Here is a 13,823-nt window from a genome sequence, read left to right on the forward strand (position 1 = left end):
ATGAGCAAAGACAAAGCGGCGCCGGCAGTTGATGACAGCGACGATTGGGATCCGTTCGGCCAGCCTCTCTTCGATGACCCGTCCGTGCGCGCGCTCTCGCGCGTCGGGGTCGTCGATATCGGCTCCAACTCGATCCGGATGGTCGTCTTCGACGGCGCGGCGCGCAGCCCCGCCTATTTCTTCAACGAGAAGGTCATGGCGGGCCTCGGCCAAGGTCTGGCGGAGACCGGCAGGCTCAATCCCGAGGGCCGCGAACGCGGGCTGACCGCGCTCAAACGCTTCGCCGCGCTCGCCGAGGGGATGGACATCGGCCCGCTCACCTGCGTCGCCACCGCTGCGATGCGCGATGCCGAGGACGGCCCCGAGTTTCACCGCAAGATCGAGAAAGACACCGGGCTGAAGGTCCATATCGTCGACGGTCTCGAAGAGGCGCGCCTCTCGGCACAAGGGGTGCTCCTAGGCTGGCCCGAGGCAGAGGGCCTCGTCTGCGATATCGGCGGCAACTCGATGGAGCTGGCCGAGATTCGCGGCGGCAAGGTCTGGCGTCGCGCCACCTCACAGCTTGGCCCCTTCCGTCTGCAGCAGATCCCGGGCGGCAAGAAGGCCATCACCGCCCATATTCAGGCGACAATGCAGGAGCTGGCCGAGAAGGTCGGCACCGGACACGAACGCATCTACCTCGTCGGCGGCTCGTGGCGCGCCATCGCACGTCTCGACATGGAGCGGCGCGACTACCCGCTGCTGGTGCAGCACGAATACCGGATGAAGCCCGACGAGCTGGGCGAGACGATCGAGTGGATCGGCAAATCGGACATGGAGAAGCTGCGCTCCAAGACCGGCACCTCTGCCGCGCGGATGGAACTCGTCCCGTTGGCAAGTCAGGTGCTGCGCGAGTTGATCGCCACCTTCCAGCCCAAGGAGATCGACGTCTCTGCATACGGCATCCGCGAAGGGCTGCTTTATGAGCAGATGCCCGAACGGCTGCGCCGCCGCGATCCGCTGGTGGAAGCCGCGCGCCATACCGAGCGCGTGATGAGCCGGATGCCCGGCTTCGGCAAGAAGCTCCACGCTTTCATCGAGCCGATCTTCGGGCCCCTTCCGCCCGAGAAATTCCGCCTCGTGCGCGCGGCCTGCCTGCTGCATGACACGACGTGGCGCACCCATCCCGATTACCGCGCCGAGGCCTGTTTCGAGAACGTCACCCGCGCGAATTATTCAGCCATGTCCCACCCCGAGCGGATCTGGCTCGGCGTGGCGCTGCTGCACCGCTACAAGAATTCGCGCGGCGGCTCGCGGCTGGAGCCGTTCCTGCCGCTGCTGACGGAAGAGCAGATTCAGGAGGCCGAGGTTCTGGGCAAGGCGATGCGCTTCGGTTCGATGTTCGCGACCCACAGCCCTGCCGATGCGGGCGAGCTGAAATATTCGGCCAAGAAGGGCGAGTTGGAACTGAAACTGACCAAGCGCGGCAAGGCGCTGATGGGCGAGGTTGCCGAGTCGCGCTTCCGCTCGCTTGCGAATGCGCTGAAGGCCGAGCCGATCATCACCGATTAAAGCTCGATGCCGCCCTCCGGGATCTCGATGGGCCCGCCCTGGTTCGGCGCGTCCTTTTGCGGCGCATCCTCCGGCGGCTCGGTCATCAAAGGCGGCGGCGGCGCGTCCGCGTTGCGCCGCATGATGATATCGCCATTTGGCAGCCGCTCGGGCGCGCCGTAATTCGACATGTCGTCAACCAGCGCGAGGAACTGGCGCAGCTTCGGCCCCAACTGGGCTGCGGCCTCCCCCAAGCCTTTCTGCATCTCGTCGAGCTGCGGCTTCATTTCGCCCATGAGCCCCCGAAACAGCGACTGCGCCCCTTCCTGCAGCAACGAGAGCCCGCGATCGACATCGCCGCCAGCGTCGCCGCCCTCCTCCTGCGCGGAGACGGGCGTTGCCAGAAGGGCGAGCGAGAGAGCGATGACGAGCGGCTGTTTCATAGCTCCGATCCTACGCTGAAGCGGCGCGAAAATCACGCCCCCGATCAGTCGATATCGACCGAGACGGGAAAATGATCCGAGGCCTGCAAAAGCGCCTCGCGCAATTCGGGCACGCGGTAGATATGCGGATCGTCGAACGGGTGCCAGATACGCCACTTCCTCGCCCGGGCTGCCAGATCGGGCGAGAGCATCACATAATCCAGCATGGCCGAGAAATACTGCTTCTGATCGACGAGGTAGAACCGCGCGGAACTGGGGGCTGCGGCCGTATGATGCGCTTTCGACAGCCGCGCATGGGGATCGTGCAGCCGTTCCGCTTCCGGGCCACCCTCGCCCGCGACGATCTCCACGCCCGAGCGTCCGAACAGCTTCTCGTATTCATCAAGCCCCGGACCGTCGTTGAAATCGCCCAGCACGATCAGACTGTCTCCCGCCGCGAGATGCTCCTCCACGCGGCCCCGGATCCAGATCGACTGCGCCAATTGCTTGCGCCGGTTCTCGATCGCCATGCGGGTGGCTGTCTCGAGGCTCGTCGCGCCATGCGGGGCTTTCGACTTCACATGCACGCCGATCAGCCGAAGCACTTCCCCGCTCTGCGTTCCCAGCGTGACTTCGAGCGGTGGCTTGGAAAAGGTGACCGTATCCATCCGCGCATCGATATCGAGGTCGATCCGCAGGCTGCCATCGAAGCGCGGCCACGCCTCCGAACTTTGCGGATCATGCCGCGCCGTTACGACATCGGGGTCGTAGAGCAGCGCCAGTTCCTGCTGGGTATCGTTGGAAAAGCCCAGAAGCGCGCGACGCTGGCGCAGCCCGAACCGCTCCGCGAAGCCTTCGAGCATATCCACCGTCTTGTGGCGATGATTGTCGTCGGGCGCCTCGACAACCAGAAGCACATCGGCCTCCAGCGCGCTCATCACGATCGCGATCGCCCCGGTCTGCTGGCTGCGCGTCACGTTGTAGCGCGCCGACCATTCACTATCGTCGAGAAGCGTCCCGTTACGCGCGAAAAGGCTGTTGAACCACTCGATATTCCAGGTGGCGATCCGCATCACGCCTCCGCATGGCTGGCGCGGATTTCCTCCCAGGCCTTGTTGAGCGCGATCACCCGCGCCTCGGAGAGCTGCACAGCCTCCTCAGGCAGACCACGGGCAATCGCCCGGTCGGGATGCGCCTCGCGCACCTTGTTGCGCCAGACCTTGCGCACCTCGGGAAGCGGTGTGCCGGGCTCGACCTCCAGCACGGTCCACGGATCGGGATCGGCATCCTCCACGAAGGCCGAACGCATCGCGCGGAAACAGCATTCCTCGAGCCCGAAGATCCGCGCGACCTCCAGCAGGAAGGCATCCTCGCCCTCGTGGTAATCGCCATCGGCCAGCGCGATGAAGAACAGGCCTTCGAGCACGTCCTTCAGCACATCCGCGCCGGGGCCGAACATGTTGGCGATCTTGCGGGCATAGGCGTCGAAGCCCGCCACATCGGTGCGCGCCATGTTGAAGACGCGCGCGGCATTGGCTTCCTCTTCCGGCGGGATCTGGAAAATCCGCCGGAACGCCGCCACCTCGTCGCGCGTGACCTGCCCGTCCGCCTTCGCCATCTTCGCCCCCAGCGCAATCACCGCGATGGTGAAAGCAACCGAGCGTTCCGGCGGCTGGCGCAGATTGTCGAAGACCGTCGACAGCGCCTCCCCCCGCCCGAGAGCGGAGAGCGCCTGCGCGATACGCGACCAAAGGGAGATGGGCTTGTCCATGGTTCAAGTCTAGCCGCGCTGCGGCGGAAATGCACCCGCGCAAATCCGCCCTGTGATTAAATCGTTGTAATGTTTTGAAATGACTGGCGGCGCGCAGAGTTCCCCCGCGCGCCGCCCAAATTCAAAGCAAAGCCCGAACTTCGCCTTGGTCAAAATATCCCGGGGGGCGCGTCAGCGCGGGGGCAGAGCCCCCTCGCCCGTGCCACCTCTCCCGCGCCCTCAGGCCCTCGCCCTCAGGCCCGCGCCCTCAGGCCCGCGCCTGACGCACGATGTCGAGGATCTCGCGCGCGGCCAGCGGGATGTTCGTCCCCGGCCCGAAGATCGCCTTCACGCCCGCCTTCTTGAGATAGTCGTAATCCTGCTGCGGGATCACGCCGCCGCAGATCACGATGATATCCTCGGCGCCCTTCTCTTTGAGCGCCTCGATCAGCTTCGGAGCCAGCGTCTTGTGACCGGCCGCCTGCGACGAAATCCCGACCACATGCACGTCGTTGTCGATCGCGTCCTGCGCTGCTTCTTCCGGCGTCTGGAACAGCGGGCCCACATCGACGTCGAAGCCGATATCGGCAAAGGCGGTCGCGATCACCTTGGCGCCGCGGTCGTGGCCGTCCTGACCCATCTTCACCACCAGCATCCGCGGGCGGCGTCCCTCTTCCTCGGCGAAGGTCTCGACGTCCTTCTGGATCTGCGCGAAGCCCTCATCGCCGTCATAGGCCGCGCCATAAACACCAGCCAAAGTCTTCACCTCGGCGCGGTGACGTCCGAACACCTTTTCCATCGCCATCGAAATCTCTCCCACAGAAGCCCGGGCGCGTGCAGCTTCCACCGCCGCTTCGAGCAGGTTGCCACCCTCGGAGGCGCGGCGCGTCAGTTCCGTCAGCGCCGCCTCGCAGGCCGCCTCATCGCGGCTCGCCCGCATCTTCTCGAGCCGCGCGATCTGGTTGTCGCGCACCTTCGCATTGTCGATGTCGAGGATATCCAGCTCGTCCTCGGTCTCGCGGCGATACTTGTTCACCCCGACCACGACATCCTCGCCCCGGTCGATCAGCGCCTGACGCCGGGCGGCGGTTTCCTCGATGCGCAGCTTTGGCATGCCCGAGGCCACGGCCTTGGTCATGCCGCCCATCTCCTCGACTTCCTCGATCAGCTCCCAGGCCTTCTCGGCGAGTTCCGCCGTGAGGCTTTCGACGTAGTAGGAGCCCGCGAGCGGATCGACCACGTTGGTGATCCCGGTCTCTTCCTGCAAGATCAGCTGCGTGTTGCGCGCGATCCGGGCCGAGAACTCGGTGGGCAGCGCGATCGCCTCGTCGAGCGCGTTGGTGTGCAGCGACTGCGTGCCGCCAAGCGCTGCCGACATCGCCTCATAAGCGGTGCGGATCACGTTGTTATAGGGATCCTGCTCGGCCAGCGAGACGCCCGAGGTCTGGCAGTGGGTGCGCAGCATCGAGCTTTGCGGCTTCTTCGGCTCGAACTCTTCCATGATCCGGCTCCACAGCAGGCGCGCCGCGCGCAGCTTGGCGGCCTCCATGAAGAAGTTCATCCCGATCGCGAAGAAGAAGCTCAGACGGCCCGCGAACTTGTCGACATCCATCCCCGCCTTGATCGCGGTGCGCACGTATTCGCGCCCGTCCGCCAGCGTGTAGGCCAGCTCCTGCACGAGGTTCGCGCCGGCCTCCTGCATGTGGTAGCCCGAGATCGAGATCGAGTTGAAGCGCGGCATCTCGTTCGAGGTGTATTCGATGATATCCGCGATGATCCGCATCGAAGGCTCGGGCGGATAGATATAGGTGTTGCGGACCATGAACTCCTTGAGGATGTCGTTCTGGATCGTGCCCGACAGAACGCTGCGGTCATGGCCCTGCTCTTCGCCGGTGACGATGAAGTTGGCGAGGATCGGGATCACCGCGCCGTTCATCGTCATCGAGACCGAAATCTGATCGAGCGGAATGCCGTCGAACAGGATTTTCATGTCCTCGACGCTATCGATCGCCACACCCGCCTTGCCGACATCGCCCTCGACGCGCGGATGGTCACTGTCATAGCCGCGGTGGGTGGCGAGGTCGAAGGCCACCGACACGCCCTGCTGCCCGGCGGCGAGCGCCTTGCGGTAGAAGGCGTTCGACTCCTCGGCGGTCGAGAAACCCGCATATTGCCGGATCGTCCACGGACGGCCCGCATACATCGTAGCCCGCGGCCCGCGCGTGAAGGGCGACAGGCCCGGCATGGTGCCCAGATGGTCGAGCCCCTCCACGTCCTCTTCGGTGTAAAGCGGCTTGACCGCGATCCCTTCGAGCGTGTTCCAGGTCAGGTCCTCGAACGGCCTGCCACGCAGTTCCTTCTCGGCGAGGTTACGCCAGTCCTCTTTCTTGTCCGTCATGGCCAAATCCTTCTTCCACTGTCGCCGCGGCGGGTGTCTTCCCCGCGTCTTCGGCCGTCATTTCCACGAAATTCAGTCCCGGCGGCGCGCGGCGCAGCCAGGTCAGATCCTCCAGATAGCGGGCGGTCATCTGCGCGCGCTGCACCTGATCGAAAGGCATCCAGCGCCCCTGCCCGGCCGCGACGCGGTGCCCGGCGCGGATCAGCCCCCCGCGCAGCGCCGCGCGGCCGGGAGCCGCGTTGCGCTGCCTGCGGGCATCGAACAGCCCGGCAGGCAGGCCTTCGCCCGGCACAAGCGCCTGAAGCTGGGCCTGCGGCTCCGCCCCCAGCGCCTCATGGCTCCACACCGTGACAGGCGCCCCAAGGGCTGTCTGCGCCTGCGCGATCACCGCCGGCCAACCGCGCGGATGATCGGCAAGCCGCGCAAGCCCACGCACATCGGGCAGGCCAGCGCCCCGCCCCGCCATCACCGACAGCACCGAGGACCACCACATATCATAGCGCCGCATCGACAGCGCCACGCCCGTCAGATGCCCGCCCAGCACCTGCCGCACACGCTCCAGCCGCCCCGCCGCATCCGGGTAGAGCGTCAGCATGTCCACGCATTGCGGCATCGCGCCCAGCAGATTTTCCTCAGAGATCACCAGATGGCACATCCCCTGATCGGCGAGCCGATCCAGCTCGAACGCCAGCGCGGTTCGCAGCCGCGACAGCGCCGTCCCATCCTCCGGCGTCACCAGATCGGGGCGCTTCACCAACCCCGAGAACAGCCCCGCCCGTGTCCGGTCCGGCCCCCAATAGGCGATCCCGCCTGCGGCCAGCGCGTCGGCGTTTTGCAGCATCCACGCCTGAAACGTCGTCGTCGCGGTGCGATGCGCCCCGATATGCAGAATGACATCCATGCCCGGCCCCCACGGCCCCGGGTCCAAGCGGCACCCCGCCGCAGCCCCGAAAACCCGGCGCCAGTCTGCACCGCGAGTCCTTGCGGCGCGCTTAAAGGACGCATTTGGCGAAAATTCGCAGGGCCCGGCATGGTGCGAGAGGCCTTCCGCGCATATATCAGGAACGAGAGAGGAGCCCATGACCCGTCTATTATCCCTTGGACTCGCTGCATTTCTTGCGCTGACGCCCTTTGCGGCCGCGGCCCAAGAGAGCACCGTCGATCTCGCCGTGGCAGAGCCCGAGGTCACGCCCCCCTTCGCACCGGTCGATGGGGCGGATGCGGATCTGGACGCGCTCGTCTGGCAGAAACGACCCATCGTCGTCTTCGCCGACAGCCCGCTCGACCCGGCCTTCAAGGAACAGATCCGATATCTGAAGGACCATTGGGCGGAGCTGGCCCGGCGCGACGTCGTCGTCATCACCGACACCACCCCCGATCCGGCCAGCGACGTGCGGCGCACGCTACGCCCGCGCGGGTTCTCCCTCGTCATCATCGCCAAGGACGGCACAGTGAACCTGCGCAAGCCCGCCCCGTGGGACGCGCGCGAGATCGTCCGCTCGATCGACAAGATGCCGATCCGGCGCGACGAGATCCGCGAAGAGCGCGGCTTCTGACCGCTCCCCCGATGCGCACAGGCCAATAGATCGCGCCCCGCCGTGGCGGGGTGAGCCGGTCGCCCGGCCTCCCTATGCCACGGCGCGGGCGTCACTTATTCGAACTCCATGATGATGTCGTCGACGGCAAGGCTCGCGCCCGCCTCGGCGTTGATCTTCTTCACGGTGCCCTTCTTCTCGGCGCGCAGGATGTTCTCCATCTTCATCGCCTCGACGGTGGCCAGCGGCTGACCCTCCTGCACTTCCGCGCCTTCCTCGACCGAGATCTTCACGACGAGCCCCGGCATCGGGCAGAGCAGGAATTTCGAAGTATCCGGCGGCAGTTTCACCGGCATCAGCTGCGCGAGCTCGAACTGGCGCGGCGTGCGGACATGGACCTTCAGATCGGCGCCACGCACCCGGATGCGGAAGCCCATCGGGATCTTGCCGACTTTCAGCACCAGCGGCGCTCCGTTCACGCTCAGCTCGGCCAGCGGGTCGCCCGGGGTCCAGTCGCTCTCGACGCGCATCTCTTCGCCATCCTCGAAGATGATGGTCGAACCATGGCGATCCGCGTTCACCTTGAGCTTGAAATCCTCATCCTGAAGCGAGACCGCCCAATCCACGCCGACCTTGCGCTCGTGGTTGCCGAGCGTGCCGGAGATCTTCGTGCGCCGGATTTCGGCCACGCGCTCCATCGCCGCCGTGGCCGCCGCGACCTTGCGCAGCATCCCCTCGTCCAGCGTCACGCCGTTGAACCCTTCGGGATATTCCTCTTCGATGAAGGCGGTGGTGATGTTGCCGGTCACGAAACGCTCGTGATCCATCACCGCGGCACAGAACGGCAGGTTGTGACCGATGCCCTCGACCTCGAACATATCGAGCGCGAGACGCATCTCTTCGATGGCCTCGCCACGGCTCGGCGCCCAGGTGCAGAGCTTGGCGATCATCGGGTCGTAGAACATCGAAATCTCGCCGCCCTCGAAGACGCCGGTATCGTTGCGCACGATGCCGCCCGAAGCGGTCTTGCCTTCCACCGGCGGGCGGTAGCGGGTCAGACGCCCGATCGAGGGCAGGAAGTTGCGATAGGGATCTTCGGCATAGAGGCGGCTCTCGATGGCCCAGCCGTTGATGCCGATATCTTCCTGTTTCATCGGGAGTTTCTCGCCATCGGCCACGCGGATCATCTGCTCGACGAGGTCGATGCCGGTGATCAGCTCGGTGACCGGGTGCTCCACCTGAAGACGGGTGTTCATCTCGAGGAAGTAGAAGTTCTTCTCGCCGTCGACGATGAATTCCACCGTGCCCGCGCTGCAGTAATCCACCGCTTTCGACAGGGCCACGGCCTGCTCGCCCATCGCCTTGCGCGTCTCGGGGTCGAGGAAGGGCGACGGCGCCTCTTCGATGACCTTCTGGTTGCGGCGCTGGATCGAGCATTCACGCTCGTTCAGGTAGACGCAGTTGCCATGCTTGTCGGCGAGCACCTGAATTTCGATGTGACGCGGCTGCGTCACGAATTTCTCGATGAAGATGCGGTCGTCGCCGAAGCTGTTCGCGGCCTCGTTCTTGGACGACTGGAAGCCCTCGCGCGCCTCTTCGGCATTCCACGCGATGCGCATCCCCTTGCCGCCACCACCGGCGGAAGCCTTGATCATCACCGGGTAGCCGATTTCGTCGGAGATCTTCACCGCCTCATCGGCATCCGCGATCAGGCCCATGTAGCCGGGCACGGTCGACACGCCCGCCTCTTTCGCGAGCTTCTTCGAGGTGATCTTGTCGCCCATCGCCTCGATCGCGCCCGAGGGCGGACCGATGAAGGCGACGCCCTCTTTTTCCAGCGCCTCGGCGAACTTCTTGTTCTCCGACAGGAAGCCGTAGCCTGGGTGAACCGCCTCGGCGCCCGACTGGCGGATCGCATCCATGATCTTGTCGATCACGATATAGGACTGGTTCGCGGGCGGCGGGCCGATATGAATCGCCTCATCGGCCATCTGGACATGCAGCGCCTGCGCATCGGCATCGGAATAGACGGCGACCGTCTTGATCCCCATCTTCTGCGCCGACTTGATGACGCGGCAAGCGATCTCGCCACGGTTGGCGATCAGGATTTTCTTGAACATGTCAGGCCCTTCCCTTCCGGTGCGGGAGGGGCATCCCCCCGCCCCGCGTGTCGTGTTCATGATGTGAGACAAAAGAAAAACCGCCACCGGAGCGCGCAGCCCCGATGGCGGTCGAATAGCGATCGGACGCGGTCAGAGCCGCGCAGATGTGCTTAGTACGAGCGCTGGCAGACGCCCGCGTCGTCGCAATAGGTGCCCGCGAGCGCGCCGAGAGCCGCGCCGGTGAGCGCGTTGTTGTCGGTCGCATCCGCGATGATCGCGCCGCCGGCTGCACCGGCGAGGGCGCGCTGGCCGTCGGTTTGCATGCAGCCTGCGAGAGCGAGACCGGCAAGGACAAGAAGGATCGGGGTTTTACGCATGGGAAACTGCCTCCAATAGCGGTTATGATTGGACGCGAGTTTATCGCGGCGCCGTGAAAAGCCAACGGCGAAAACGCGAGCTGAAGCCCCATCGGCGAGCTATCGCCGCTCCCCTTCACATCTTGGCGGTGCCCCCCTTGACCCCCGAAAGAAAAAAGCTGCGGCCCGACCATAAGATCAGGCCGCAGGAATAGGGAAGGGGTAGGGATATTAAACAAGCCGCGGGTGTTGGGGACAGTACGGCTTGCCCGCTCAATGTGACCGCGCGCATCGGCGATTGCAAAGGCGAAATCCTTGCAACCATGAGGTTCGGCGGCATGCCGCCATTTCGCGCAGGACATCAGCGAAATCATGCCCAATCCTCATCCTCGTCATCATCGAAGGTGAAGGCATCGGGATCGGCGAAGACCTCCGGGAAGGAGGCTTCCGCGCGTTTCACGTCGATTTTGAGAAGCGCCTCGTAGCTTTCGGGATCGAACGGATCCTCGGCGGCAACGACTTCGCGCCCAAAGAGCCAGCTCAACCGGCCCGCATCGAGATTGCCGCGCTCGAACGGCTCTTCGCCGAACTGCGCCCAGAGCGCGGCCATGAAGCCGGCATCGGCCTTGCGATCGCCATGACCGCGATCGGCATAGCGTTCACGCCGGATGAGTTTCGTCGCGCCCTTCTTGTTGGCGCGGCGAATGGTGAATTGATAATCCGTCGAGGGTAACCGCGACGGGAAACCGCGATGCTTCAGCATGACGCGCCCTCCCCTTTGAAGATGTTGGGACGGCGCGTGCTGAGCGTTAGCGGTGCAACACTGTTACCCGCGCGTCGGGTCGTTCGGAGTTGTCGAGCGAGGCGTTCCCGTCGGCTGACGCATTGATCCGCCGCGCGGCTCGGGCACACATTGTGCCGGTCGCTGCGCTGTTGCGGCAGTCGCGGTCTCGAGCGGTCCGCATTCGAGCGGACAGTCGGGCACGGACGCCGGGTATTGCGAGTCGACGAGCCGCCCAGTCGGTCGGCACGAGCCGCCACTGGCGACGGGGCCGCCATATTTGCCGGTATAGACCGGCTCCACGGTGACAGGTGCAGGCTCCGGCTTGGGCGCACAGCCCACAAGCAAAGCCGCGCAGGCAACCGCGCCCAGAGAAATTCGGACCATTTCACTCTCCCCCATTCATTGTTGGAATGGCTAAGAGCGTACTCTGGAAGGATAATTGCCGCTAGGTAACCGTATGGCGTATCACACAGCGCCACGGCTCCCGCAGGGATCGCGGGGGCAAGGCGACGGCTGCCGCCCCGCCCCGCACGCAGATTATTTGTACTTGCCGGTGTAGGTCGGCTCGGTGGTGACGGCCACCGGCGCGGGCTCAGGCTTGGGTGCGCAGGCTGCGACGAAGGCCACGAGGCCAAGCGCGATGAGAGCTTTCGACATGTCGTTCTCCTGTCCAAGGGGGCGCCCGCCCCGATCTCGGCGAGGTTTGGCACGACCCGTTTCAATGCGGGGACCGAAATTGCTTTCCCCAAGGGCAGGTTAGCCTGCAAATCCCGCTCACGAAAGCGCGATTTAGCCGTGAGCGGCTGCGCTTGCGCGCGCCCCGGCATCATGCCCTCCAAGCTGTGATCTGCGGTTCCGGCCAAAGCCATCAGAAAAACTCCCAAACGCAGTTTCCGTCCTCGACGGAAAAGCTGTCGAAATATTGCACCACCTCGGGGGCGGCATCGCCGAACGGCACGATCTGGTCCGACAGGCTCACCATCACCTGCGCGGGCTCCGGACCGGGCTGCGGCAGGCGCGGCACCACCCACCTGTTGCACAGCGCCTCGATATCCTTCAGCGCGATATCGGAGGACAGCGGACTGCGCCCTCCGATCTGCGGCGCGAGGAAGCGAAAGCGATAGGTCAGCCCGTCCGGCCCGGCCTCGTTATGGATCACGTCGATCCACCAGACCTTTTGCCCGGACGGAACAGGGATCGCATCGCCCTTGGTCCCCTCCGGCCCATCGCCCGGCCCCAGATCCTCACCCAGATTGCCCGGATGCATGACCGTGCCGTAATCGGGCACCGGCGGCACCTCCCGCAGCTCCTGAGCCGATGCGGGCAATGCCAGCACCAGCCCGGCGAGAGCGCCGGGCAAGAGCGTCGTGATCCTCGGCCTGCCCGTCATGCGCCTCCTCAGAGCGGGATGTTATCGTGCTTCTTCCACGGGTTGGACAACTTCTTCGAGCGCAGCGCCGCGAAGGCACGGGCCACCCGGCGGCGCGTCGAGCGCGGCTGGATCACCTCGTCGATGAAACCCTTCTCGGCCGCCACGAACGGGTTCGCGAACCGGTCCTCGTAATCGGCAGTGCGCTTGGCGATCTTCTCGGGTTCGCCCAGCTCGGACCGATAGAGAATTTCGACCGCGCCCTTGGCCCCCATCACCGCGATTTCCGCAGTCGGCCAGGCGTAGTTGAAATCGCCGCGCAGGTGCTTGGAAGACATAACGTCGTAAGCGCCACCGTAAGCCTTGCGGGTGATGACGGTGACCTTCGGCACAGTCGCCTCGCCATAGGCGAACAGCAGTTTCGCACCGTGCTTGATGACGCCGTTATATTCTTGGCTGGTGCCCGGCAGGAAGCCCGGCACGTCGACCAGCGTCAGGATCGGGATTTCGAACGCGTCGCAGAAGCGCACGAAGCGCGCGGCCTTGCGGCTGGAATCGATGTCCAGACAGCCCGCCAGCACCATCGGCTGGTTCGCGACCACACCGACCGTCTGACCTTCGAGACGAATGAAACCGGTGATGATATTGCCCGCGAAATCCTTCTGGATCTCGAAGAAATCCCCCTCATCCGCGATTTTCAGGATCAGTTCCTTCATATCGTAGGGGGTGTTTGCGTTCGACGGCACCAGCGTGTCGAGCGAGGCCTCGATCCGGTCCACCTCGTCGAAGAAGGGCCGCACGGGCGCCTTCTCGCGGTTCGACAGCGGCAGGAAATCGATCAGACGGCGGGTCTCGAACAGCGCCTCGACGTCGTTCTCATAGGCGCCGTCGGCGACCGAGCTCTTCTTGGTGTGGGTGGAGGCGCCGCCCAGCTCCTCGGCCGTCACATGCTCGTTCGTGACCGTCTTCACAACGTCGGGGCCGGTGACGAACATGTACGACGTGTCCTTCACCATGAAGATGAAATCCGTCATCGCGGGCGAATAGACCGCACCGCCCGCGCACGGGCCCATGATGAGGCTGATCTGCGGCACCACGCCCGAGGCCATGATGTTACGCTGGAACACGTCCGCATAGCCCGCAAGCGAGGCCACGCCTTCCTGAATCCGCGCACCGCCCGAATCGTTGATCCCGATCACCGGCGCGCCGTTCTGGACCGCCATATCCATGATCTTGCAGATCTTCTCGGCATGGGTTTCCGACAGCGAGCCGCCGAACACCGTGAAGTCCTGGCTGAACACATAGACCATGCGCCCGTTCACGGTGCCCCAACCGGTGACGACGCCGTCGCCATAGGGCTTGCTCTCTTCCATCCCGAAATCGGTGCAGCGATGGGTTTTGAACATGTCGAACTCTTCGAAAGAGCCCTCGTCGAGCAGCAATTCGATCCGCTCGCGCGCGGTCAGCTTGCCCTTCTTGTGCTGCGCCTCGATGCGTTTCTCGCCGCCACCAAGGCGGGCTTCGTCGCGCCGATGCTCCAGCTCCTTCAGGATGTCTCTCATGAGGGTCCTCCGCAT

At 64.8% G+C, this 13,823-nt stretch carries 12 protein-coding genes; 2 read left to right on the forward strand and 10 right to left on the reverse strand.

The window, feature by feature from the left end:
- Complete coding sequence (locus tag BMI91_RS17930; RefSeq protein ID WP_078606117.1) at window positions 1-1,551, forward strand: Ppx/GppA family phosphatase; 1,551 nt, start codon at window positions 1-3, stop codon at window positions 1,549-1,551.
- Here BMI91_RS17930 and BMI91_RS17935 read toward each other — a convergent pair.
- The 5 genes from BMI91_RS17935 to BMI91_RS17955 form a co-directional block, all read right to left on the reverse strand.
- On the reverse strand, window positions 1,548-1,973 hold the full coding sequence (locus BMI91_RS17935) for a hypothetical protein (RefSeq protein ID WP_078606118.1): 426 nt from the start codon (window positions 1,971-1,973) through the stop codon (window positions 1,548-1,550). The two genes, BMI91_RS17930 and BMI91_RS17935, sit on opposite strands and share 4 nt — an antisense overlap.
- 44 nt (window positions 1,974-2,017) lie before the next feature.
- A complete protein-coding gene (locus BMI91_RS17940; RefSeq protein WP_078606119.1) occupies window positions 2,018-3,025 on the reverse strand; it encodes an endonuclease/exonuclease/phosphatase family protein in 1,008 nt (335 codons plus the stop codon).
- On the reverse strand, window positions 3,025-3,711 hold the full coding sequence (locus tag BMI91_RS17945) for a tellurite resistance TerB family protein (protein ID WP_078606297.1): 687 nt from the start codon (window positions 3,709-3,711) through the stop codon (window positions 3,025-3,027). The genes BMI91_RS17940 and BMI91_RS17945 overlap by 1 nt, the downstream gene beginning before the upstream one ends.
- 259 nt (window positions 3,712-3,970) lie before the next feature.
- On the reverse strand, window positions 3,971-6,100 hold the full coding sequence (gene scpA, locus BMI91_RS17950; protein WP_078606120.1) for a methylmalonyl-CoA mutase: 2,130 nt from the start codon (window positions 6,098-6,100) through the stop codon (window positions 3,971-3,973).
- Entirely contained in the window at window positions 6,072-7,001 is a 930-nt protein-coding gene (locus tag BMI91_RS17955; protein WP_078606121.1) for a hypothetical protein, read from the reverse strand. Before BMI91_RS17955 ends, scpA begins: the two co-directional genes overlap by 29 nt.
- A gap of 178 nt (window positions 7,002-7,179) precedes the next feature.
- Between BMI91_RS17955 and BMI91_RS17960 the strand changes: the two genes are divergently transcribed.
- Window positions 7,180-7,656: a DUF4174 domain-containing protein gene (locus BMI91_RS17960; protein WP_078606122.1), complete on the forward strand. Its 477-nt coding sequence runs from the start codon at window positions 7,180-7,182 to the stop codon at window positions 7,654-7,656.
- 95 nt (window positions 7,657-7,751) lie between these two features.
- On the opposite strand, the gene BMI91_RS17965 is transcribed toward BMI91_RS17960, so the two are convergent.
- From BMI91_RS17965 to BMI91_RS17985, 5 genes are all read right to left on the reverse strand, one after another.
- Window positions 7,752-9,755 carry an acetyl-CoA carboxylase biotin carboxylase subunit gene (locus tag BMI91_RS17965; protein ID WP_078547480.1) on the reverse strand — a complete coding sequence of 668 codons (2,004 nt, stop codon included), beginning with the start codon at window positions 9,753-9,755 and terminating at the stop codon, window positions 7,752-7,754.
- 152 nt (window positions 9,756-9,907) lie between these two features.
- Window positions 9,908-10,114: a hypothetical protein gene (locus BMI91_RS17970; protein WP_078571734.1), complete on the reverse strand. Its 207-nt coding sequence runs from the start codon at window positions 10,112-10,114 to the stop codon at window positions 9,908-9,910.
- 349 nt (window positions 10,115-10,463) lie between these two features.
- Window positions 10,464-10,856, reverse strand: coding sequence for a hypothetical protein (locus tag BMI91_RS17975; RefSeq protein ID WP_078522855.1), 393 nt, complete (start codon window positions 10,854-10,856; stop codon window positions 10,464-10,466).
- An 889-nt stretch (window positions 10,857-11,745) separates the two neighbouring features.
- The gene (locus BMI91_RS17980; protein ID WP_244176678.1) at window positions 11,746-12,267 is read right to left on the reverse strand and encodes a DUF6497 family protein; all 522 of its coding nucleotides are present in this window, start codon (window positions 12,265-12,267) and stop codon (window positions 11,746-11,748) included.
- Window positions 12,268-12,275: 8 nt separating this feature from the next.
- The gene (locus tag BMI91_RS17985) at window positions 12,276-13,808 is read right to left on the reverse strand and encodes an acyl-CoA carboxylase subunit beta (protein WP_078522856.1); all 1,533 of its coding nucleotides are present in this window, start codon (window positions 13,806-13,808) and stop codon (window positions 12,276-12,278) included.
- Between the last annotated feature and the right edge of the window lie 15 nt (window positions 13,809-13,823).

It is taken from the genome of Thioclava sediminum (genome assembly GCF_002020355.1).
In the GTDB taxonomy this organism is placed as follows: Bacteria; Pseudomonadota; Alphaproteobacteria; order Rhodobacterales; family Rhodobacteraceae; genus Thioclava; species Thioclava sediminum.

Bases quoted from the DNA above. Each gene is read 5' to 3' on its own strand.
- BMI91_RS17985 (WP_078522856.1), bottom strand. From the start codon at position 13,808: ATGAGAGACATCCTGAAGGAGCTGGAGCATCGGCGCGACGAAGCCCGC.
- BMI91_RS17980 (WP_244176678.1), bottom strand. From the start codon at position 12,267: ATGACGGGCAGGCCGAGGATCACGACGCTCTTGCCCGGCGCTCTCGCC.
- BMI91_RS17975 (WP_078522855.1), bottom strand. From the start codon at position 10,856: ATGCTGAAGCATCGCGGTTTCCCGTCGCGGTTACCCTCGACGGATTAT.
- BMI91_RS17955 (WP_078606121.1), bottom strand. From the start codon at position 7,001: ATGGATGTCATTCTGCATATCGGGGCGCATCGCACCGCGACGACGACG.
- BMI91_RS17960 (WP_078606122.1), top strand. From the start codon at position 7,180: ATGACCCGTCTATTATCCCTTGGACTCGCTGCATTTCTTGCGCTGACG.
- BMI91_RS17940 (WP_078606119.1), bottom strand. From the start codon at position 3,025: ATGCGGATCGCCACCTGGAATATCGAGTGGTTCAACAGCCTTTTCGCG.
- BMI91_RS17965 (WP_078547480.1), bottom strand. From the start codon at position 9,755: ATGTTCAAGAAAATCCTGATCGCCAACCGTGGCGAGATCGCTTGCCGC.
- BMI91_RS17930 (WP_078606117.1), top strand. From the start codon at position 1: ATGAGCAAAGACAAAGCGGCGCCGGCAGTTGATGACAGCGACGATTGG.
- BMI91_RS17970 (WP_078571734.1), bottom strand. From the start codon at position 10,114: ATGCGTAAAACCCCGATCCTTCTTGTCCTTGCCGGTCTCGCTCTCGCA.
- BMI91_RS17935 (WP_078606118.1), bottom strand. From the start codon at position 1,973: ATGAAACAGCCGCTCGTCATCGCTCTCTCGCTCGCCCTTCTGGCAACG.
- scpA (WP_078606120.1), bottom strand. From the start codon at position 6,100: ATGACGGACAAGAAAGAGGACTGGCGTAACCTCGCCGAGAAGGAACTG.